This window comes from Cyanobium sp. PCC 7001, from assembly GCF_000155635.1.
In the GTDB taxonomy this organism is placed as follows: Bacteria; Cyanobacteriota; Cyanobacteriia; order PCC-6307; family Cyanobiaceae; genus NIES-981.
Window position 1 is genome coordinate 2,021,157 of the sequence record NZ_DS990556.1, and the last position, 17,803, is coordinate 2,038,959.

Genomic DNA, 17,803 nt, shown 5'->3' on the forward strand with positions numbered 1-17,803 from the left:
GCCATGCAGCTTGACCACGATCAGCTCCACAAGCTCCTCGCCCTGCTCGGCGACAGCGACATTCAGGAACTCAGGCTCGAAGGCGACGACTTCCGTCTGGAGGTGCGCCGCAACCTGCCCGGATCGGCTCCGGTGGCGGTGATGGCCCCGGCTCCGGCCGTGCAGACCCAGCCCCCCGCCCCGGCGCCCGCCGCCGCCCCGCCGTCGCCGTCGGCTCCCCCACCGGCGGCCGCCGCCAGCCGCAGCGACCTGGTGGAGATCACGGCGCCGATGGTGGCCACCTTCTACCGCGCCCCTGCTCCCGGCGAACCCAACTTCGTTGAGCTGGGCGCCCGCATCAAGGTGGGCCAGACCATCTGCATCCTCGAGGCCATGAAGCTGATGAACGAGCTGGAGGCCGAGGTGAGTGGGGAGGTGGTGGAGATCCTGGTGGAGAACGGCACCCCGGTGGAGTTCGGCCAGGTGCTCATGCGCGTCAAACCCGCCTGAGCTGGCTCATCCCAGCTCGAAGGCGGTGCTGAGGGCTGCGCGCATGCTTTCGGCTCTGGCCACGCCGGCTCCGGCGATGTCGAAGCCGGTGCCGTGATCCGGTGAGGTGCGCAGGAACGGCAGCCCCAGGCTGGTGTTCACGGCGGCGTCGAAGGCCAGGAGCTTCACTGGAATCAGGCCCTGGTCGTGGTAGAGAGCCAGGTACCCATCCGGTCCAGTGCCCTGTCCCTGCCAGGCGGCTGCCGCGCTGAGCCAGCAGGTGTCCGGTGGCAGAGGGCCGACCAGCTCGGCCTCCGGATGCCGTTCCTGCCATTCGGCCAGTGCCGGGATGATCCAGCCGATCTCCTCTTGCCCCAGTTGGCCCCCTTCTCCGGCGTGGGGGTTGAGCCCCGCCACCACCAGCCTGGGGCGTGGCCGAAAGCGCCGGCAGAAGGCCAGCAGCCGGTCCAGCTGCTGCTGCAGGCGCTGGGGCGTGAGCGCATCGGCCACTGACGCCAGCGGGATATGGGTGGTGGCCAGCAGCGTGTTGAAGCGCCAGTGGCCGTGGGGAGCCCGGGCCGTGAACAGCATCGAGGCCTCATCGACCCCGGCCAGCTCCGCCAGGCGTTCGGTCTGGCCGGGGTAGACGTGCCCGGCCGCGTGCCAGCTGGCTTTGGAGATCGGTGCGGTCACCAGAGCCCGGCAGGAGCCCTGCTGCACCAGCTCAGCCGCGGCCGTGAGCCAGTGGAAGGCGGCGTCGCCGCAGGCTGGGGTGCTCTGTCCCGCCCGGGCCGGCTCCGTCAGCGGCAGGTCGAGGACTTCCAGCTCGGCCGGGTCGCGCAGGGGAACGGTGCTGCGCTGGCGCAGGGTGGCGTAGTCCTGTTCGAGCCAGCGCCGGCACCCCACCAGCACCGGCTCGAGGCCGCGGGCCGCCGGATGGGCCAGGGCCTTGAGGGTTACCTCGGCCCCGATCCCCGCCGGATCTCCCAGGGCGATGGCGAGACGGCCGGAATGGGAGTTGGATGGGACGGGAAAGAGGGTCTGCACGCCCATGCTGCGCTGGTTCATGCTCGGGTTGCTGTTGTTCGGCCTCGGCACGGGGTTCAACCGGGGGTGGTTGCAGCTGCGCTGGGGCCTGATGATGCGGGATCTGGGCATGCCCTTCGACTGCGACCCCGAGGAGCCCACCAAGTGTTATCCCAAGGGTTCACCCTTGCTGGAGGACAAGCAGTCCCGGTAACCCTCGCGGTAGCTGGGGTAGCGCAGCCGGTAGCCCAGCTCCCGGCACAGCCGCCGGTTGCTGACGCGTCGATTCTCCTGCCAGAAGCTGCGGGCCATCGGGCTCAGGCTGGCTTCGATGCTGCTGAAGCGCTCCAGGGGCGGCAAGGGGCAGCCCAGGAGATGGGCCGCGTAGGCCAGCGTTTCGCTGGAGGAGCTGGGCTCGTCATCCGCCACGTTGAGCAGGGTGGGGCGGCGCTCCGCCGGCAGGGCCAGGCAGTGCAGCACGGCCCCCACGATGTCGTCCACGTGGACGCGGGAGAACACCTGGCCAGGCTTGTGGATCAGCCGGCTGGTGCCGGAGCGCAGGGCCTCGAACGGGGTCCGGCCCGGCCCATAGATCGCCGGCAGTCGGAAGATCTGCAGGGGCAGCCCGCTGGCCAGCCAGGCCTGTTCCGCCTCCAGCCTGGCCTGGCTGCGCCCGGGCCGCGCCGGGGTGGGAGCGCTCTCGTCGACCCAGGCGCCGGCCGTGTCGCCGTAGACCCCGGTGGTGGAGAGATAGCCGGCCCAGACCAGGGGCAGAGCGCCCAGCCTTGACTCCAGCAGCCGCAGCACCGGATCACCCCCCTGCCCATCCGGTGGCACCGACACGAACAGGTGGGTGATTCTCTGCAGGTCGGCCGGTTCAGGAATCACTCCTCCCTGGGTGTCGAACCGGAGCCAGGGGCCCGGCGTTGCGCCCGAAGGAGGCCGGCGGCTGGTCTGCACCACCTCGAACCCCTGCCGGGCAGCGGCCGCGGCCAGCCGCCGGCCGGTGTAGCCGGCCCCGACCACCAGCAGCCGGCCCACGGGGTTGACAGGCGAGCCTGCCGTCAGTACATCTGTATCACTCTCCATCGTCTCCATGGCACTCCGTTCCCCCCTGGTGGCTCCGCCCCATGCTGGCCTTCCATCTGCGCGGGCCTGCCGCACCTGCCAGTCCAGCCTCTCTGCCCCGATCCGGCTCCCCGGCCAGGGGATGAAGGCCTCGGCCGCCATGCTTCCCGTGGTGGGCCGGTGGGAGCGGGCCCTGCCTGGCCTGCTCGCCGGGTGCATGCTCACGGCGGCGCTGCTGGCCGCCCCGGAGGCTGCTCAGGATCAGGCCGCCATCTGCCAGCGCCACAACGGCCCTGTGGCCTGCCGGGTCTGGTGAGGCTCCTGCCCGTCGGCGGGCGACTCCGCGCAGGACCCGTTCTGGCCATCGGCGGGGTCTGGGGCCGTCCACTCCAGCAGCCGCGCAGCCAGCTTCATGTCGCCCTGGGTCCAGGCCCGGATGGCCACGGCACGCCTGGGGTCGTAGAAGGACTGCTGGCGGTACCAGCTGAACGCCTCGCTGTCTCCCTTGCGGCCGTTGCAGGCCAGGCAGGCGGGCACGCAGTTCTCGTTCACGCTCGGACCACCCCGGCTCTTGGGCAGCACGTGGTCGATGGATTCGGAGCGGCAGCCGCAGTAGATGCAGCGTTGCTGGGTGAGCTGGTGGAGGGATTGGCGCCAGCGGCGCGCTCGCAATTTGGGACAGAGTTCATCCAGAAACACCGCGTCTCTGGTTGGTGCGTGACGTGACGCCCAATCCCTGGCCTGCATTCGCGTGGCTCGGTTGACGGGAGTTTGCCGGCAGTGTCCAGGGTGGCAATGTGTCGTGGACTGCCATTCCGCGCATGCGTTGCCTGTTGCGGTTGGGGGCCTCCGGACGGATCGAGGTGATCAGCCCCTTCGATGCGGTCACGAGTGCCCAGCTGCGGGCGATTCGTCCGCGGGGCACCTGGTTGCCGCAGCGCCGCTGCTGGGAGTTTCCCCTCGAGGCTGCGGCGGCCCTGCAGGCCCAGCTGGCCGGCCGCTTTCCCCTGGAGCCCGAGCTGGAGCGCTGGTTGTCCTGGCTGGCCCAGCCGCTGCCGCCGCTGCCCCCCCATCGGGAGCTCGTGCGGGCGGCAGCCGCGGATCAGCCCCTGGCCGACGGCCGCACCCTCTTCGCCCACCAGCGGGCCGCCGTGCGCTGGCTGCTGGCCCGGCGCGGCGCCGTACTGGCCGATGCCATGGGCCTGGGCAAGACGCTCTCCTCCCTGGTGGCCGCCCGGGCGATGGTGCGCTGCGCCGATTGCCGCATCCTGGTGGTGGCTCCGGCCGGTCTCCATGACCACTGGCGCGCCGAGGGCCTGGCGCTGGGGCTCCAGCTGGAACTGCACAGCTGGGCGCGGCTGCCGCCGGAGCTGCCCCCCGCCGGCACCGTGCTGATCGTGGATGAGGCTCACTACGCCCAGAACGCCCGCACGGCCCGCAGCCAGGGCCTGCTGCGGCTGGCGCGCCACCCGCGGCTGCGGGCCATCTGGCTGCTCACCGGCACCCCGATGAAGAATGGCCGGCCGGCCCAGCTCTTCCCCCTGCTGGCGGCCATCGACCATCCCCTGGCACGGCAGCAGCGCGCCTACGAGGAGCTGTTCTGCCAAGGGCACTGGCGCGACCAGGGTGGCCGCCGGGTGTGGCAGGCCACGGGCGCCAGCAACCTCGCCGAGCTGCATCGCCTCACCCGGCCGCTGCTGCTGCATCGCCTCAAGCAGGACTGTCTGGATCTGCCTCCCAAGCAGCGCCGCTGCATCCCCGTTGAGCTGGACACCGCCGCCGCCAGGGGGTTCCAGCATCGCCTCCAGCGCAAGGTGGAGGACTACCGCCGCCGGGCCGCCCGGGGGGAGGTGCGCCGTGACGCCGAAGTGCTGGCCGTGCTGACGGCCCTGCGCCAGATTGCATCGGACTACAAGCTGCCGGCGGCCCGGACCCTGATCAGCACCCTGTTGGCCCGGGGGGAACCGGTGGTGGTGTTCACCGCGTTCCGCAGCACCGCCAGCCTGCTGCACGCCCAACTGGGCGGGGTTCTGCTCACCGGTGCCCTGCCCCCGGCCCAGCGGCAGGGCCTGGTCGATGGATTTCAGGCTGGCCGGCAGCCGCTGCTGGTGGCCACCTTCGGCACCGGCGGCCTCGGATTCACCCTGCACCGGGCCCGTCATGTGGTGCTGATCGAGCGTCCCTGGACCCCGGGCGATGCGGAACAGGCCGAAGACCGCTGCCACCGGATCGGCATGGGGGCGCCCCTGTGCTGCCACTGGTTGCAGCTGGGTGTGGCCGATCAGCTGGTGGATGGTCTGATCGCCAGCAAGGCCGAACGGATCGCCCTGCTGCTGCAGCGGGGTGAGCAGCAGCTGCGCCGCCGGAGTCTGGCGGCGATGGTGCGGCAGCTGATGCGGGAGTGGTGAGCTCCGCTCCCGATGCGGGGCAGGCTCAGGGCGCAGGCGCACCAGCGGGCCCGGCCGGATCGCAGAGCTGCTGCCGCACCTCCAGATCACTGCGCAGCTGGGGATCGAGCCGCTCGGCCGGTATCGCCTTCGCTAGCTTCGCCGCCTGGCGCAGGTCCTGGCAGGCGGCCTTGTCGTTGCCGGCCAGGCTGTGGAGCAGGTAGCGGTCGTTGCGGGGTGCAGGGTCGTCGGGGAAAGCCTCCACCACGGCGTCGCAGCGCTTGATCTGCTCCTGCAGCTGCTCCAGCCGCACATTGCGCAGGCAGGCATCACGGCGGATGGCCTCCACGGGCAGTGGCTGTTCGGCGCAACCGGCAACGAGGCAGGCCAACCCCCAGGCCAGGAGCGTTCCGGAGCGGGGAAGGCCGTCAGTAGGTGCCCAGCCGCTCGCTGCGGGTGCTGCCCTGGACCGGAGCCGGGGCCACCTCGACGGGGTCGGGTTTTGTGAACAGGTCACCGAGGTAGCGGCCGCAGTCGGGGAAGGAGCCGGGGTTCTGCACCACGGCTTCCGTGATCATCACTGCAGCATGCTCCGGGGAGGTCTTGAACAGCTGGTCGCTCTGGCGCTTGATCACCGCGTAGGACGCATCCCAGCTCACCTGGTGGTTGTTGCCGTTGCCGCGCATGAAGCAATAGATCTGGGCCCCCTTGGGCCCGGCCCCCTCCAGGCCGCCGCCGCCATCCCCCATCTGTGCCAACGCTCCGCCTGCCGGGACCACCGCCAGGACCAGGCCGAGCGGCAGCCACCAGGGCCGCGGGCGGAGGGGAAGGACGAACCGAAGGCGCAGGGCCATGGCTTCAGGTCTGGTCAGCAGGGCCCAACGTATCGATCGGGGCGGGGTGCGTCGAGAGCCGGGCGTCAGGGGGCGCCCGGGCTGTCCGGCAGCATCAGCCGCACCACCAGCGGCAGCACCAGCAGCACCGTGATCAGGCGGATCGCGTGCAGGGCCGCCACCGCCGCCCCCACCCCGAACTCGGCCCCCACCAGGCTCATGCCGCTGATCCCCCCCGGAGCCGCTCCCAGCAGGGCCACGGTGGGATCCACTCCGAGCAGGCGGCTGCACAGCAGCCCGATCGCCAGACCCGCGAGCACCAGGGTGAGGGTGATGACCAGCGCCGGCCGCCAGAGCTGCTGCAGCTGCTCCAGAACGGCGCTGCTGAGGCCCGCCCCGATCACGGTGCCGATGCCGATCTCCAGCACGGTGCGGGTGCCCACCGGCCATGCGGCGGGCTCGAGCCGGCCACTCATGCTCACCAGACCCACCGCCAGCAGGGCGCCGGCCAGTGGGGCGGCAGGGATGCCGGTGCGGAGGGCCAGCAGACCCCCGGCCATCCCGACACAGGCGTAGAGAATCAGGTTCCAGGGATGGCTCATCGGCCCAGTCTGACCTTGGCTGGGCCTGGAATGTGTGCTCTCATCGGGGCCCGTGTCTCTCGTCATGGCACCCGACTCGGTCTCCTTCCGGATCACCCGCAACACGGAAGATCTGGCCCAGACCATTCACGCCCTCTCCCAAAGGTTGGTGGTGATGGAACAGCGGCTTCAGGCCATGGAGCTGCAGCTCAGCAGCCGTCTGAAGCAGGACGCCGAGCCCGATCTGCGCGAGGTGAGCAGTCTCGACAACGTGGAGCGCCTGCTCTTCGACTGCCGCGCCCTGCTTGGCTTGGATGAGACCGGAGTGGAGGAGCCGGAGCAGGACACCGCTGCCCTGGGCAGCGAACCCCCGAGCGAATCCCCGAGTGAACCCCTCCTGGAGGGCCCCTCGGAGGAGGCCCCCTTCATGCAGGCGGAAACCGATGCCGCTCCGGACAGTGAACTGTTCACGCCATCGGAGCCGTTCCAGCGGGCGGCTTAGGAACCACCCTCAGCATGCACTGGTGGGTGGTGGCAGAATGGAAAGAAAGTGAAACATGGCTTTCCCCGCTCCTTCTCACTCAGACTCCACCCATGCGGTGCCGTCCGCCGCGCACCGCGCCGGAGGCCGCCCGCGAGCTGCCAGCGTCGAGGGTGACCATCAGCGTGAAAAGCTCGAATTCGCCCTCGCCGTCGCCCTGAGCCAGGGTGATCGTGAGCGTTGCACGGCGCTCAGAGCCCAGATCGCCATGCTCGGAGAAGGCGGGGTCGAGCCGGGCACCTGAGCGCCCTGTTGGCCCCGTGCTCTGGCTGACCTGCCTGGAGCCACGCCGTTGCCGTGTGTCCCGGGGCCCCTGGATCTCTGGTGACGGTGCCCGCCGGCAGGCCAGCGTCGGGGCCGTGGCTGAGAGGCATGGCTTCAAGCGGTGATGGACGGTGTCGCTCACTCATGGGTGGTGAGTTCACCGCAGGCGAGACGTTGGTTCTGATGCCGCCGTGGCTCCAGAGAACCAAGGCCTGGAACGAGTGCCTAAACGACTGTCTGGATGAAGCAAAGGCCTGTGACATGCCGACACAGCCATAGGCAAGAGATGCTTGAAAAGGGTACACTTCAACTCAAAGACCAATGGCCTTCGGGTTGAATCACATGGCCTCCAATGCCCTGTGCCTCCAATCCGAGCCAGCTTCGATCACGACCACGTCGCTGATCACGGCTCCCACGCCCGGCGGTCGAGCGGGATACTCCACGATCCTTCCGCCATCCCTGTGATTCACAGCACTGGGTCGGCAATCACGCCCTGGCGATTGGCTCTCCCCACCCTGCAGCTTGTTGAAGATTCAGGCACCGTTCAGCGCTCTGTTCAGATCCCAGCTTCACTCCGATCCCATCGGATCCCATTGACGTTCGCGTCCCTTCGATGACCCCGAGCCTCGCTTCCCCTCCGCGATCGAGTCACGCCACCACTGCCGGCGCCCCACCCGTGTCCCGATCCCTGCGGCTGCCCACCAACCCCGAACCTCGGCTGTCCCTGCAGCAGCAGATCTCCCATCACGACAGTCAGGCCAGGCAAGCTGCCGCCCTTGGTCAGCTCGACGAAGCCGCCCGCGCGATCCTCCAGGCGCTCCGATGTGAACGTCGTCTCGCCAACACAGGCCCCCAGGTGCTGCAGCTGATCAAGCCCCGCGCGTGAGCCGGAACGCCTGAAGCACCTGAAGCAGGATGCTGGAAGCACCGGCGGTATCCCCCGGGATACCGGACGCATGCTCTCCGTACGGCGAGCTCTAATCTCGCGAACTCGATGTTCTGAGGTTGTTGTGAGGGCTGAACGGAAGCGGGTGACCGGACTCGAACCGGCGACGTTCAGCTTGGGAAGCTGACATTCTACCACTGAATTACACCCGCAAGGTGTAGAAAACGGGCTCCTGAGGTGGGGTTGATTCCCCCGCTGAGGCCAGCGGCGTGAGGCTAGCAAGGGGCTGCGCCGGTCAGGCCAGCCCCCAATGGTGGTTGTGCCCTGCCGGCTCAGCCTGCCAGCACGGCCGCACAGGCGGCCACGCCGGCCCCCACCGTTCCTTTGTGCTGGCCCAAGCCCTGCAGGGTGGCCTCGATGGCTGCCACGGCGGTGAGCACATCCCGGTCGCACACGAAGCCCAGGTGGCCGATGCGGAACACCTTGCCCTTGAGGTGGTCCTGGCCGCCGGCCAGCAGGATGTCGAAGCGCTCCTTCACGGCCTTGCGCAACACCTCGGCGTCGAGGCCCTCGGGCGCCACGGCGGTGATGGCGGGGCTGCCATGGCCCTCGGCGGCGTAGAGCGGCAGGCCCATGGCCTTCATGCCGGCCTGGGCAGCGGCCCGGTGACGGGCATGGCGGGCGAAGATCGCCTCCAGCCCCTCCTGCTGCATCATGTCGAGGGCGGCCTCCATGGCGAAGTAGAGGTTCACCGGCGGCGTGAAGGGATTGCTGTCGCCTGCGGCCGATTTCCGGTACTTGCCCAGGTCCAGATAGAACTTGGGCAGGTCGGAGCGGTCGTAGGCCGCCCAGGCCCGCTCGCTCATGGCCACGAAGCCGAGGCCCGGCGGCATCATGTAGCCCTTCTGGGAGCCGGAGCCCACCACATCCAGACCCCAGCGCTCCATGGGCACATCGCACGCGCCCAGGCTGGTGACGCAATCGGCGATGGTGAGCGCGGTGCCATGGGCGCGCACGTGGCCGGCAATGGTCTCCAGGTCGTTGATCACGCCGGTGGAGGTTTCCGAGTGGGTGAGGATCACGGCCCGGATCCGCTTGCCGGTGTCGGCCTCGAGGGCGCTGCGGAAGGCCTCCGGATCGAGGGGCTGCCCCCACTCCGCCTTGATCACCTGCACGTCGAGCCCGTAGGCCTTCGCCACCTTCACCCAGCGCTCACCGAACTTGCCGTTGTCGCCGCACAGCACCGTGTCGCCCCGGCTGAGCACGTTCACGATGCCGGCCTCCATGGCGGCCGTGCCGCTGCCCGCCAGCACCAGCACGTTGCCGCTGGTCTGGTGCAGCCACTGCAGCTGCTCGGTGGTGCGCTTGACGATCGTCTGGAAATCGGCGCTGCGATGGCCGATCGGATGGCGGCTCATGGCCAGCAGCACGCTCTCCGGCACCGGGGTGGGGCCGGGAATCATCAGGGTGAGCTTGTCCTGCATGGGTGCTGCGGTGTCGAGGGAGGGCGCGGCGGCAGAGCGGCGCGATCGACCAATGTAAAAAACGGTCTCCTGGCCAACCGGCTCCACTGATGGTCGACGGTTCCTCGCCTCCGCCCCCATCCGGTTTCATCCTGCCGGTGTGGCTGGCGGCGGCGGCACGGGCCGCGGTGCAGGCTCTGCTTGGCGAGCCGTTCGCAGCCCACCAGCCGCTGGAGCTGGAGCCGGGAGCCTCGCCCACGCCGGTGCCGGTGGAGGCCGTGGCCCCCTTGGCCGGTGGCTGGGTGCTGGCGGCCGCCCGCGCGGATCCCGGTCCAGAGGTGCTCGACCTCACCCGCGATCAGCCCGTGTGGGTGCAGGCCCGCTGGCGGCAGGATCCCGGGGAGCGGCTGGAGCTGGTGGCCGGCGAGGGGGTGGGTGTGGTGGCCTCCGGCGCCCCGTGCCTGTCCACCTATGCCAGGGAACTGCTGCAGCGCACACTCGAACCCCTGCTGCCGGCCGATCGGCGTTTGGAGCTCCATCTGCTGATTCCGGCGGGTCGCCGCCTGGCGGAGCGCACCAGCAATGCGGCCTTCGGGGTGGTGGATGGCCTGGCCCTGATCGGCACCCAGGCTGTGGTGCAGAGGAGTGCCGCTCCCGACCAGCTGCAGGCGGCCCTCGACACCCTGCGCGATCGTGTGCGATCCCCGGACTTCGATGGCGCCCTGGTGCTGGTGATCGGGGAGAACGGCCTGGATCTGGCGCCGCGGCTGGGGGTGAGCCCAGACCGGCTGGTGAAGGCCGGCAACTGGCTCGGGCCGCTGCTGGTGGCAGCCGCCGAGGGCGGCGTGGCCGACCTGCTTCTCTTCGGCTACCAGGGCAAGCTGCTGAAACTGGCCGGCGGCATCTTTCACACCCATCACCACCTGGCCGACGGGCGGGCCGAAGTGCTCACCGCCCTGGCGGCACTGGAAGGGCTGAGCGGCCCCGCCCTCGAGGCGCTCCATCAGGCGGCCACGGTGGAGGCGGCCCTCGCCGGCCTGCAGCGGCGCGATGCCGCCCTGGCCGGGCGGCTGCGTTGCCGCATCGCCGCAGCGATCGAGGAGCGCAGCGGTGCCTACCTGGCCCGCTATGGCCAGGAGGGCATGGCGGTGGGAGCCGTGCTGTTCGACCGCAGCCGCCGGATCTGCGCCCAGGGCCCAAAGGGTGGAGCGCTGCTGCACCGTCTGGCGGCGCCCTCGCGCTGATGCCGCCGGCCTGATGGCTCTCAGGGAGGCCCCTAGGCTGGCTCGAATGACCCGGGCCCCGTGCTGCCGATGACCGCCGCTCCCCCGACCCCGCCTGCGGATGCGGTGCTGGAAGCCACCCGTCCCGTCGATGCGGCGTCCCAGTCCAGCCGCCCGCCGGCCATCGTGATCCTCGATTTCGGCTCCCAGTATTCGGAGCTGATCGCCCGGCGGGTGCGCGAAACCGAGGTGTTCTCCCTGGTGATGAGCTACACCACCAGCGCCGAGGAGCTGCGGGCGATCGGCCCCAAGGGCATCATCCTCAGCGGCGGGCCCGGCTCGGTGTACGAGCCCGGGGCTCCCGTGTGCGATCCCGGGCTCTGGGATCTCGGCATTCCCGTGCTGGGGGTCTGCTACGGCATGCAGCTGATGGTGCAGCAGCTCGGCGGCTCAGTGGTGGCAGCCGGCAGGGCCGAGTACGGCAAGGCCCCCCTGCACGTGGATGACCCGGTCGACCTGCTCACCAACGTGGAACCCGGCTCCACGATGTGGATGAGCCATGGCGATTCGGTGGAACAGCTGCCGGATGGCTTCGTGCGGCTGGCCCACACCGACAACACCCCCGAAGCGGCGGTGGCGCACCACGGTCGCCAGCTCTACGGCGTGCAGTTCCATCCAGAGGTGGTGCACTCCACCTGCGGCATGGCCCTGATCCGCAATTTCGTTTACCACATCTGTGGTTGCGAAGCCGACTGGACCACGGCCGCCTTCATCGAGGAGGCGGTGAGCGACGTGCGACGTCAGGTGGGCGAGAAGCGGGTGCTGCTGGCCCTCTCCGGCGGCGTGGATTCCTCCACCCTCGCCTTCCTGCTGCACAAGGCGATCGGTGACCAGCTCACCTGCATGTTCATCGACCAGGGCTTCATGCGCAAAGGGGAGCCCGAGTTCCTGGTGGAGTTCTTCGACAAGCGGTTCCACATCAATGTGGAATACATCAATGCCCGCGAGCGCTTCCTCGCCCGACTGGAGGGCGTCACCGATCCGGAGGAGAAGCGCAAGCTGATCGGCACCGAGTTCATCCGGGTGTTCGAGGAGGAGAGCAAGCGCCTCGGGCCGTTCGATTACCTCGCCCAGGGAACGCTGTATCCCGATGTGATCGAGAGCGCGGGCACCAACGTGGATCCCAAGACCGGTGAGCGCGTGGCGGTGAAGATCAAGAGCCACCACAACGTGGGCGGGCTGCCCAAGGATCTGCAGTTCAAGCTGGTGGAGCCGCTGCGCAAGCTGTTCAAGGACGAAGTGCGCAAGGTGGGGCGTTCGCTTGGCCTGCCCGAGGAGATCGTGGGTCGCCATCCGTTCCCGGGGCCCGGGCTGGCCATCCGCATCCTCGGCGAGGTGACCAACGAGAAGCTCAACATCCTGCGCGATGCCGATCTGATCGTGCGCGAGGAAATCCGTGATGCCGGGCTCTACAACAGCATCTGGCAGGCCTTCGCGGTGCTGCTGCCGGTGCGCAGTGTGGGGGTGATGGGCGACAAGCGCACCTATGCCTTCCCGGTGGTGCTGCGCTGCGTGTCCTCCGAAGACGGCATGACCGCCGACTGGTCGCGCCTGCCCTATGACCTGCTGGAAACGATCTCCAACCGCATCGTCAACGAGGTGAAGGGGGTGAACCGGGTGGTGCTGGACATCACCAGCAAGCCCCCGGGCACGATCGAGTGGGAGTGAGACCCCGGTAGCCGGCGCCATGGGCCTCCGTTACCCTCGGGGCCCCATCCAGCTCCGCCGTGACGGCCGCTCCTGCGACATCCAGCGATCCCGACCTGCAGCGCCGTCTGCAGCAGGACAGCATCCAGCTGGGCGGCAAGACCGTCTACCTCAATCCCTTCCTCTACTGGCGGCGTTTCGATGCCAACACCGACCGCTGGCTGCGGGAACCCGGCCAGCTGCCGGAGGAGCAGATCGCCGCGAACCGCCGCCGCTTCTACCCCGAACTCGACTGGGAGCAGCTCGATCCCCAGGAGCGCCTGGCCAAGGACGGGGCGGTGGAGATGTTCCTCAAGAGCCTGGAGCTGATCAGCACCTTCAATCCCGACCTCACGGCCGGCCACCTGCTGGAGGTGGAGCGCAAGATGGCCGTCACCAAGAAGAAGGCCTTCGAGCGCTGGGTGATGAAGGCCCTGCGTCGCCGGCAGCAGGAGGAGGCCCGGGAGCGGAACCGCTTCGAGCGGGACCGCAGCCTGCGGGCCTGGCGCGAGTGGCTGGGACTGGAGGTGACCCGCCAGGCCCTGGTGCCCGTGGCGATGCTGGTGGTGCTGGCCGTGGGCGGCGGCTGGTGGTGGGGCAGCCAGCAGAGCTGCCGGCAGGTGATCGTTGATCCCGGCCTGCCGATGTCGGGCAGCCCCAGCCCCTGAGCCCGCCCCCAGCCCGGGGCGCGGCAGACTGGAGAGGCCCAAGCCTCGAACCATGGCCGCCGATCCGCTCGACAGCCTGCGGCTCACCCTGATGCAGGATGTGTTGCCGCTGGGCCTTGCCGCCGTGGAGCGGGTGCGCAAAGGGGGGCCGCAGGAACTGATCGCCGCCTTCGACGGCTCAACTCCCGATCCCCTGGCCCAGCTGCGCGAGGAGGGTGAGACGGCGGCCACCCAGGTGCGGGAGCAGCTCGATCGGGTCAGCCCCGGCCTCGGCAATCCGGTGATGAAGGTGGAGGTGCGGGATGTGAATCCCGAGCCGGCGGCAGCTCCGGCCCACGACGCCGATCCGGCCGAGCTGCAGCGGCGCCTGGCGGCCGTGGCCGATCGCCTCACCTTGTTGGAGCAGCGGCTGGCCGCAGGCAGGGAGGCGGACTAGGGATGGCCTACGGCCAGGCCGGACGCCACAGCGGCATGGGCCAGCAGCCTGCGCTGCTGCTGGTGGTGGTGCTGCTGTTCAGTGGCGCGATGGTGGCCCGGCTGGCCTGGCTGCAGCTGGTGCATGGCGCCGAGAACCGCGAGCGGGCGGATGACAACCGCATCCGGCTGATGCCGCGCAACCCGATCCGGGGGCGTCTGCTCGATCGCAACGGCCAGGTGCTGGCCACCAGCCGGCTCACCTACAACCTCTACATCCAGCCCCGGGAGGTGTCCGATGCCGCCTGGCCGGACTTGCGGGACCGCCTGGCGGGCCTGCTGGGGCTCCCTGCCAGCGCCCTCGATGAGAGGCGCACCAGCGGCAACAACGCCGAGGGATTCCGGATCCAGCTGGCGGAGGGCCTGCGGCCCGAGCAGGTGCTGCGCTTCCGCGAGCAGGCCAGCGGCCTGCGGGGCGCCGAGGTGGATGTGGACGTGCTGCGCAGCTACCCCCACGGCCGCCTCGGTGCCCATGTGCTCGGCTACACCAGCGGCATCACCGAGGAGGAGTACGCCCGGCTGCGCGACAAGGGGTACCGCATCCGCGACCGGGTGGGCCGCAGCGGTCTGGAGAAGGTGTACGAGACCCACCTGCGCGGCGAGTGGGGCGGCCAGCAGGTGGAGGTGAACGCCGCCGGACAGGTGCAGCGGGTGCTGGGGGACAAGCCGGCCAAGGCGGGCAAGGACCTGCGGCTCACCCTCGATCTTCCCCTGCAACAGGCGGCCGAGAAAGCCCTCGATGGGGTGCGCAAGGGGGCGATCGTGGCGATGGATCCCCAGACCGGGGCCATCCGGGCCCTGGCCAGCCGACCCACGTTCGATCCCAATGTCTTCTCACCTGCGCCCTCCAGCAAGGAGTGGGCGGCGCTCAACGGACCCAACGCTCCGCTGCTGAACCGGGCCTTCCAGGGCTTCCCCCCGGCCAGCACCTTCAAGATCGTCACCTCCGCCGCCGCCCTCGAATCGGGCATCTACAGCCCCGATGACAAGGTGCTGACCACCAACTCCTTCTGCTACGCCGGCCTCTGTTACGGCGACCACGGTGCCCACGGCATGGTGGGCTTCCCCTTCGCGCTGGCAGTCAGCAGCAACACCTTCTATTACCGGGTGGGCCTGAAGATCGGCCCGGATGCCCTGTTCAAGACGGCCCGGCGCCTCGGCTACGGCAGCGTCACCGGCATCGAGCTCACCGAGGAGGAGACCCCCGGTCTGCTGGGGGATCAGGCCTGGAAGAAGGAGGTGCTCGGCGAGCCCTGGACACCGGTGGACACGATCACCTCCTCCATCGGCCAGGGGGCCCTGCTGGTGACGCCGCTGCAGATGGCGCGCCTGTACGCGGCGGTGGCGAACGGTGGCTGGCTGGTCACGCCGCACCTGGTGGAGCGGCCTGTTCCCCGCAGCCGCATCAACCTCAAGCCCTCCACCCTGGCGGTGCTGCAGAAGGGTCTGCGCATGGTGGTGACCGAGGGCACGGCCCGCCTGCTCAACGATCCCAAGCTGCCGCCGGTGTCCGGCAAGACCGGCACCGGCGAGGATCCGCCCCGCCCGGACCATGCCTGGTTCGGTGGCTATGCCCCTGCCGACGATCCCACCCTGGTGATCGTGGCCTTCGGCGAGAACTCCGGGGGCTACGGAGGCACGGTGGCGGCTCCGATGGTGAAGGCGCTGATGACCACCTGGTTCCGGGGCACCACGGCGGCCGCCGCTGCGGGCTGACGCCTGGCGGATGTGTTTCGCCGCTGCCGCTCAGGCCGCCAGTTGCAGCTGGGGCTGGTCCAGCAGCCGGCTGTAGAACCCGCGCAGCTGCCGGGTGGCCGAGGCCCATCCCCAGCGCTCCGCTTCCTGGCGGGCCGCCTGGCGCAGCTGCTGGCGCTCGGCGTCGTCGCCCAGCAGGCGCTGCACCGCCGCCGTCAGGCTGGCGGATCCTCCATCGATGCCGTCCGGGTCGTAGAGACAGCCGTTGATGCCGTCGGTGACGATGTCGGGGATGCCGCCGCGGTTGGCCCCCACCACCGGACAGCCGGCGGCCATCGCTTCCAGCAGCACCAGGCCGAGGGTTTCGGTGCTGCTGGGGAACACGAAGGCATCGCCGCTGGCGTAGGCGCTGGCCAGCTCCTCTCCCGCCAGATACCCCACGAAGGTGGTGGGGGTGCCGGTGAAGACCTTTTCCAGGGTCTGGCGGTGGGGACCGTCACCCACCAGGGCCAGGCGGGCATCCGGCAGGGCATCGAGCACGGGGAGGATGCGCTCGATCTGTTTTTCGGCCGAGAGACGGCCGATGTAGAGCAGCAGCTTGCCGGTGTCGCTGTGGCCCCCCAGCAGCCGCTGGCGCATGCCGGCGTTGCGCAGGGCCGGGCGGAACAGCTCGGTGTCCACGCCCCGCTGCCACAGGTCGGTGTGCTGGATCCCCTTCTCGCTCAGCTCCTGCACCATGGCCGTGGAGGTGCAGAGGTTGAGGCGGGCCTGGTTGTGGGCCGCCTTGAGCAGTTCCCACAGCAGGGGTTCGAGCATGCCCATGCCGTAGTGCTCGAGATACTTCGGCAGGTGGGTGTGGTAGCTGGCCACCAGCGGGTAGCTGCGCGTGCGGGCCAGCCAGATCCCCCCCAGGCCCAGCACGGCGGGGTTCACCACATGGACCAGATCGGGCTGGAACTCCTCCAGGGCCTCCGCCACGGCGGGGCGCGGCAGCGCCAGCTTCAGTTCGGGGTAAAGGGGCAGCGGCATCGCCGGCACGCCCACCACCCGGGCGCCCATGTAGGCCTCGGGTGCCCCCTCGGGACAGAAGATCAGCACCTCATCCCCGAGGGCCACCAGGTGCTGCACCGTCTTGGTGAGGCGGGTGACGATGCCGTCGACCTTGGGCAGGAAGGTCTCGGTGAAGAAGGCGATCTTCAAGGAAGGGGCCGGCTCAGGCGGTCTGGATGGCTGCGGCCTGCCGGCTGGTCCAGGCCGACACACAGGGAATGCGGCTGCGGTCGCAGCGGTCGGCCCAGCGGCGGGCCACATCCACCACTTCCGCCATCAGCCCCTCGTCGAGGGTGGTGGGCTTGAGGCCCAGTTCGATGAAGCAGCGGTTGTCCACGATCAGATCGTTCTCGATCGCCTCCTTGCGGGGGTTGGGGAGGTGGTTGATCGAGGCGCCGGTGAGGGCCGCCACCTTCTCAGCCAGTTGGCCCACCTGGTGGCTCTCGGTCATCTGGTTGAAGATCTTCACCTTCTCGCCCGACTGGGGCGGGTGCTCGAGGGCCAGCTGCACGCAGCGCACCGAATCGCGGATGTGGATGAAGGCGCGGGTCTGGCCGCCGGTGCCGTGCACGGTGAGGGGATAGCCGATCGCCGCCTGCATCAGGAAGCGGTTCAGCACCGTGCCGTAGTCACCGTCGTAGTCGAAGCGGTTGGTGAGACGGGGATCCTTCTCGGTGAGGGCGGTGTTGGTGCCCCAGACGATCCCCTGGTGCAGATCGGTGACGCGGATGCCGTCGTTCTTGTTGTAGTAGTAGAAAAGCAGTTGATCGAGCGTCTTCGTCATGTGGTAGACGCTGCCGGGATCCGCCGGGTGCAGGATCTTCTCGGTGAAGCGGCTGCCATCGGGCTGGGGCACCTCCACGGTGAGATAGCCCTCGGGGATCGTGGCGCCGCGGTGGGAGCCGTAGCCGTACACCCCCATGGTGCCGAGGTGCACGATGTGCACGTCCAGCCCGCTTTCCACGATCGCGGCCAGCAGGTTGTGGGTGCCGTTGACGTTGTTGTCCACCGTGTAGCGCTTGGTGGCACTGCTCTTCATCGAGTAGGGCGCCGCCCGCTGCTCGGCGAAGTGCACCACCGCCGTCGGGCGCTCATCCCGCAGCAGGTCGAGCAGGCGGGTGTACTCCTTGGCGATGTCGAGGTGGACGAAGCGCATGGGCTTGCCGCCCACCTGCTCCCAGGCCCGCAGGCGCTCGCTGATGGTGGCGATCGGGGTGAGTGACTCCACCTCCAGGTCCACGTCGATCTTGCGCCGGCTGAGGTTGTCGACGATCACCACGTCGTGGCCGGCGTCGGCGAGGTTGACCGCACAGGGCCAGCCGCAGAAGCCATCGCCGCCGAGAACGAACACCTTCATGCCGAAACCCTCATGGCGAAACCCTCATGCCGAAAACCCCAGACCCCGCAGGATGAGCGGCTGCTCATCCAGG

At 69.5% G+C, this 17,803-nt stretch carries 20 protein-coding genes and 1 tRNA gene; 11 read left to right on the plus strand and 10 right to left on the minus strand.

Annotated features, from left to right (window positions below; translation table 11 throughout):
- Positions 1-3 precede the first annotated feature (3 nt).
- Positions 4-489, plus strand: a complete 486-nt coding sequence (gene accB / locus CPCC7001_RS09960) for an acetyl-CoA carboxylase biotin carboxyl carrier protein (protein ID WP_006911643.1) — start codon at positions 4-6, stop codon at positions 487-489.
- A 6-nt stretch (positions 490-495) separates the two neighbouring features.
- On the opposite strand, the gene pdxA is transcribed toward accB, so the two are convergent.
- Positions 496-1,521: a 4-hydroxythreonine-4-phosphate dehydrogenase PdxA gene (gene pdxA, locus CPCC7001_RS09965; RefSeq protein ID WP_006910005.1), complete on the minus strand. Its 1,026-nt coding sequence runs from the start codon at positions 1,519-1,521 to the stop codon at positions 496-498.
- 13 nt (positions 1,522-1,534) lie between these two features.
- On the opposite strand from pdxA, the gene CPCC7001_RS09970 reads away from it, so the two are divergent.
- Entirely contained in the window at positions 1,535-1,708 is a 174-nt protein-coding gene (locus CPCC7001_RS09970; RefSeq protein ID WP_225867225.1) for a phage terminase family protein, read from the plus strand.
- On the opposite strand, the gene CPCC7001_RS09975 is transcribed toward CPCC7001_RS09970, so the two are convergent.
- Positions 1,663-2,583 (minus strand): SDR family oxidoreductase, encoded by a 921-nt coding sequence (locus tag CPCC7001_RS09975; RefSeq protein WP_043369918.1) that lies wholly within the window; start codon positions 2,581-2,583, stop codon positions 1,663-1,665. The two genes, CPCC7001_RS09970 and CPCC7001_RS09975, sit on opposite strands and share 46 nt — an antisense overlap.
- A 7-nt stretch (positions 2,584-2,590) precedes the next feature.
- On the opposite strand from CPCC7001_RS09975, the gene CPCC7001_RS15205 reads away from it, so the two are divergent.
- Positions 2,591-2,878, plus strand: coding sequence for a hypothetical protein (locus CPCC7001_RS15205; RefSeq protein WP_156796747.1), 288 nt, complete (start codon positions 2,591-2,593; stop codon positions 2,876-2,878).
- Here the strand turns inward: CPCC7001_RS15205 and CPCC7001_RS09980 are convergent.
- Complete coding sequence (locus CPCC7001_RS09980; protein ID WP_050757109.1) at positions 2,824-3,309, minus strand: HNH endonuclease; 486 nt, start codon at positions 3,307-3,309, stop codon at positions 2,824-2,826. The genes CPCC7001_RS15205 and CPCC7001_RS09980 overlap by 55 nt on opposite strands.
- Positions 3,310-3,383: 74 nt before the next feature.
- On the opposite strand from CPCC7001_RS09980, the gene CPCC7001_RS09985 reads away from it, so the two are divergent.
- Complete coding sequence (locus tag CPCC7001_RS09985) at positions 3,384-4,970, plus strand: DEAD/DEAH box helicase (RefSeq protein ID WP_006909714.1); 1,587 nt, start codon at positions 3,384-3,386, stop codon at positions 4,968-4,970.
- Positions 4,971-4,995: 25 nt separating this feature from the next.
- On the opposite strand, the gene CPCC7001_RS09990 is transcribed toward CPCC7001_RS09985, so the two are convergent.
- The 3 genes from CPCC7001_RS09990 to CPCC7001_RS10000 form a co-directional block, all read right to left on the minus strand.
- On the minus strand, positions 4,996-5,340 hold the full coding sequence (locus CPCC7001_RS09990; RefSeq protein WP_050757110.1) for a hypothetical protein: 345 nt from the start codon (positions 5,338-5,340) through the stop codon (positions 4,996-4,998).
- Positions 5,341-5,377: 37 nt separating this feature from the next.
- Positions 5,378-5,698, minus strand: coding sequence for a DUF6554 family protein (locus CPCC7001_RS09995; protein WP_006910130.1), 321 nt, complete (start codon positions 5,696-5,698; stop codon positions 5,378-5,380).
- A gap of 170 nt (positions 5,699-5,868) precedes the next feature.
- Complete coding sequence (locus CPCC7001_RS10000) at positions 5,869-6,510, minus strand: AbrB family transcriptional regulator (RefSeq protein WP_369699348.1); 642 nt, start codon at positions 6,508-6,510, stop codon at positions 5,869-5,871.
- Here CPCC7001_RS10000 and CPCC7001_RS15570 point away from each other — a divergent pair.
- Together CPCC7001_RS15570 and CPCC7001_RS10010 are read left to right on the plus strand one after the other, a co-directional pair.
- Complete coding sequence (locus CPCC7001_RS15570; protein WP_006911664.1) at positions 6,449-6,865, plus strand: hypothetical protein; 417 nt, start codon at positions 6,449-6,451, stop codon at positions 6,863-6,865. The genes CPCC7001_RS10000 and CPCC7001_RS15570 overlap by 62 nt on opposite strands.
- A gap of 979 nt (positions 6,866-7,844) precedes the next feature.
- Positions 7,845-8,054 (plus strand): hypothetical protein, encoded by a 210-nt coding sequence (locus tag CPCC7001_RS10010; protein WP_006909925.1) that lies wholly within the window; start codon positions 7,845-7,847, stop codon positions 8,052-8,054.
- A 140-nt stretch (positions 8,055-8,194) separates the two neighbouring features.
- Here the strand turns inward: CPCC7001_RS10010 and CPCC7001_RS10015 are convergent.
- Positions 8,195-8,266, minus strand: a tRNA-Gly gene (locus CPCC7001_RS10015).
- 120 nt (positions 8,267-8,386) lie between these two features.
- Positions 8,387-9,538 (minus strand): alanine--glyoxylate aminotransferase family protein, encoded by a 1,152-nt coding sequence (locus CPCC7001_RS10020; RefSeq protein ID WP_006910037.1) that lies wholly within the window; start codon positions 9,536-9,538, stop codon positions 8,387-8,389.
- Between the two features lie 89 nt (positions 9,539-9,627).
- Between CPCC7001_RS10020 and cbiD the strand changes: the two genes are divergently transcribed.
- From cbiD to mrdA, 5 genes are all read left to right on the plus strand, one after another.
- A complete protein-coding gene (cbiD, locus tag CPCC7001_RS10025; RefSeq protein WP_006910266.1) occupies positions 9,628-10,761 on the plus strand; it encodes a cobalt-precorrin-5B (C(1))-methyltransferase CbiD in 1,134 nt (377 codons plus the stop codon).
- 69 nt (positions 10,762-10,830) lie between these two features.
- Positions 10,831-12,468 carry a glutamine-hydrolyzing GMP synthase gene (guaA, locus tag CPCC7001_RS10030; RefSeq protein ID WP_225867226.1) on the plus strand — a complete coding sequence of 546 codons (1,638 nt, stop codon included), beginning with the start codon at positions 10,831-10,833 and terminating at the stop codon, positions 12,466-12,468.
- A gap of 59 nt (positions 12,469-12,527) precedes the next feature.
- Positions 12,528-13,154 carry a hypothetical protein gene (locus tag CPCC7001_RS10035; RefSeq protein WP_006910982.1) on the plus strand — a complete coding sequence of 209 codons (627 nt, stop codon included), beginning with the start codon at positions 12,528-12,530 and terminating at the stop codon, positions 13,152-13,154.
- A gap of 52 nt (positions 13,155-13,206) precedes the next feature.
- A complete protein-coding gene (locus tag CPCC7001_RS10040) occupies positions 13,207-13,590 on the plus strand; it encodes a hypothetical protein (protein ID WP_006911227.1) in 384 nt (127 codons plus the stop codon).
- Positions 13,591-13,592: 2 nt separating this feature from the next.
- On the plus strand, positions 13,593-15,344 hold the full coding sequence (mrdA, locus tag CPCC7001_RS10045; protein WP_006909644.1) for a penicillin-binding protein 2: 1,752 nt from the start codon (positions 13,593-13,595) through the stop codon (positions 15,342-15,344).
- Between the two features lie 30 nt (positions 15,345-15,374).
- On the opposite strand, the gene CPCC7001_RS10050 is transcribed toward mrdA, so the two are convergent.
- Positions 15,375-16,523, minus strand: a complete 1,149-nt coding sequence (locus CPCC7001_RS10050; RefSeq protein WP_006910279.1) for a glycosyltransferase family 1 protein — start codon at positions 16,521-16,523, stop codon at positions 15,375-15,377.
- Between the two features lie 13 nt (positions 16,524-16,536).
- Positions 16,537-17,730, minus strand: coding sequence for an NAD-dependent epimerase/dehydratase family protein (locus CPCC7001_RS10055; protein ID WP_006911608.1), 1,194 nt, complete (start codon positions 17,728-17,730; stop codon positions 16,537-16,539).
- Positions 17,731-17,803 lie beyond the last annotated feature (73 nt).

Bases quoted from the DNA above. Each gene is read 5' to 3' on its own strand.
- accB (WP_006911643.1), top strand. From the start codon at position 4: ATGCAGCTTGACCACGATCAGCTCCACAAGCTCCTCGCCCTGCTCGGC.
- pdxA (WP_006910005.1), bottom strand. From the start codon at position 1,521: ATGGGCGTGCAGACCCTCTTTCCCGTCCCATCCAACTCCCATTCCGGC.
- CPCC7001_RS09970 (WP_225867225.1), top strand. From the start codon at position 1,535: ATGCTCGGGTTGCTGTTGTTCGGCCTCGGCACGGGGTTCAACCGGGGG.
- CPCC7001_RS09975 (WP_043369918.1), bottom strand. From the start codon at position 2,583: ATGGAGAGTGATACAGATGTACTGACGGCAGGCTCGCCTGTCAACCCC.
- CPCC7001_RS15205 (WP_156796747.1), top strand. From the start codon at position 2,591: ATGGCACTCCGTTCCCCCCTGGTGGCTCCGCCCCATGCTGGCCTTCCA.
- CPCC7001_RS09980 (WP_050757109.1), bottom strand. From the start codon at position 3,309: ATGCAGGCCAGGGATTGGGCGTCACGTCACGCACCAACCAGAGACGCG.
- CPCC7001_RS09985 (WP_006909714.1), top strand. From the start codon at position 3,384: ATGCGTTGCCTGTTGCGGTTGGGGGCCTCCGGACGGATCGAGGTGATC.
- CPCC7001_RS09995 (WP_006910130.1), bottom strand. From the start codon at position 5,698: ATGGGGGATGGCGGCGGCGGCCTGGAGGGGGCCGGGCCCAAGGGGGCC.
- CPCC7001_RS15570 (WP_006911664.1), top strand. From the start codon at position 6,449: ATGGCACCCGACTCGGTCTCCTTCCGGATCACCCGCAACACGGAAGAT.
- CPCC7001_RS10000 (WP_369699348.1), bottom strand. From the start codon at position 6,510: ATGGTCTGGGCCAGATCTTCCGTGTTGCGGGTGATCCGGAAGGAGACC.
- CPCC7001_RS10020 (WP_006910037.1), bottom strand. From the start codon at position 9,538: ATGCAGGACAAGCTCACCCTGATGATTCCCGGCCCCACCCCGGTGCCG.
- cbiD (WP_006910266.1), top strand. From the start codon at position 9,628: ATGGTCGACGGTTCCTCGCCTCCGCCCCCATCCGGTTTCATCCTGCCG.
- guaA (WP_225867226.1), top strand. From the start codon at position 10,831: ATGACCGCCGCTCCCCCGACCCCGCCTGCGGATGCGGTGCTGGAAGCC.
- CPCC7001_RS10040 (WP_006911227.1), top strand. From the start codon at position 13,207: ATGGCCGCCGATCCGCTCGACAGCCTGCGGCTCACCCTGATGCAGGAT.
- mrdA (WP_006909644.1), top strand. From the start codon at position 13,593: ATGGCCTACGGCCAGGCCGGACGCCACAGCGGCATGGGCCAGCAGCCT.
- CPCC7001_RS10055 (WP_006911608.1), bottom strand. From the start codon at position 17,730: ATGAAGGTGTTCGTTCTCGGCGGCGATGGCTTCTGCGGCTGGCCCTGT.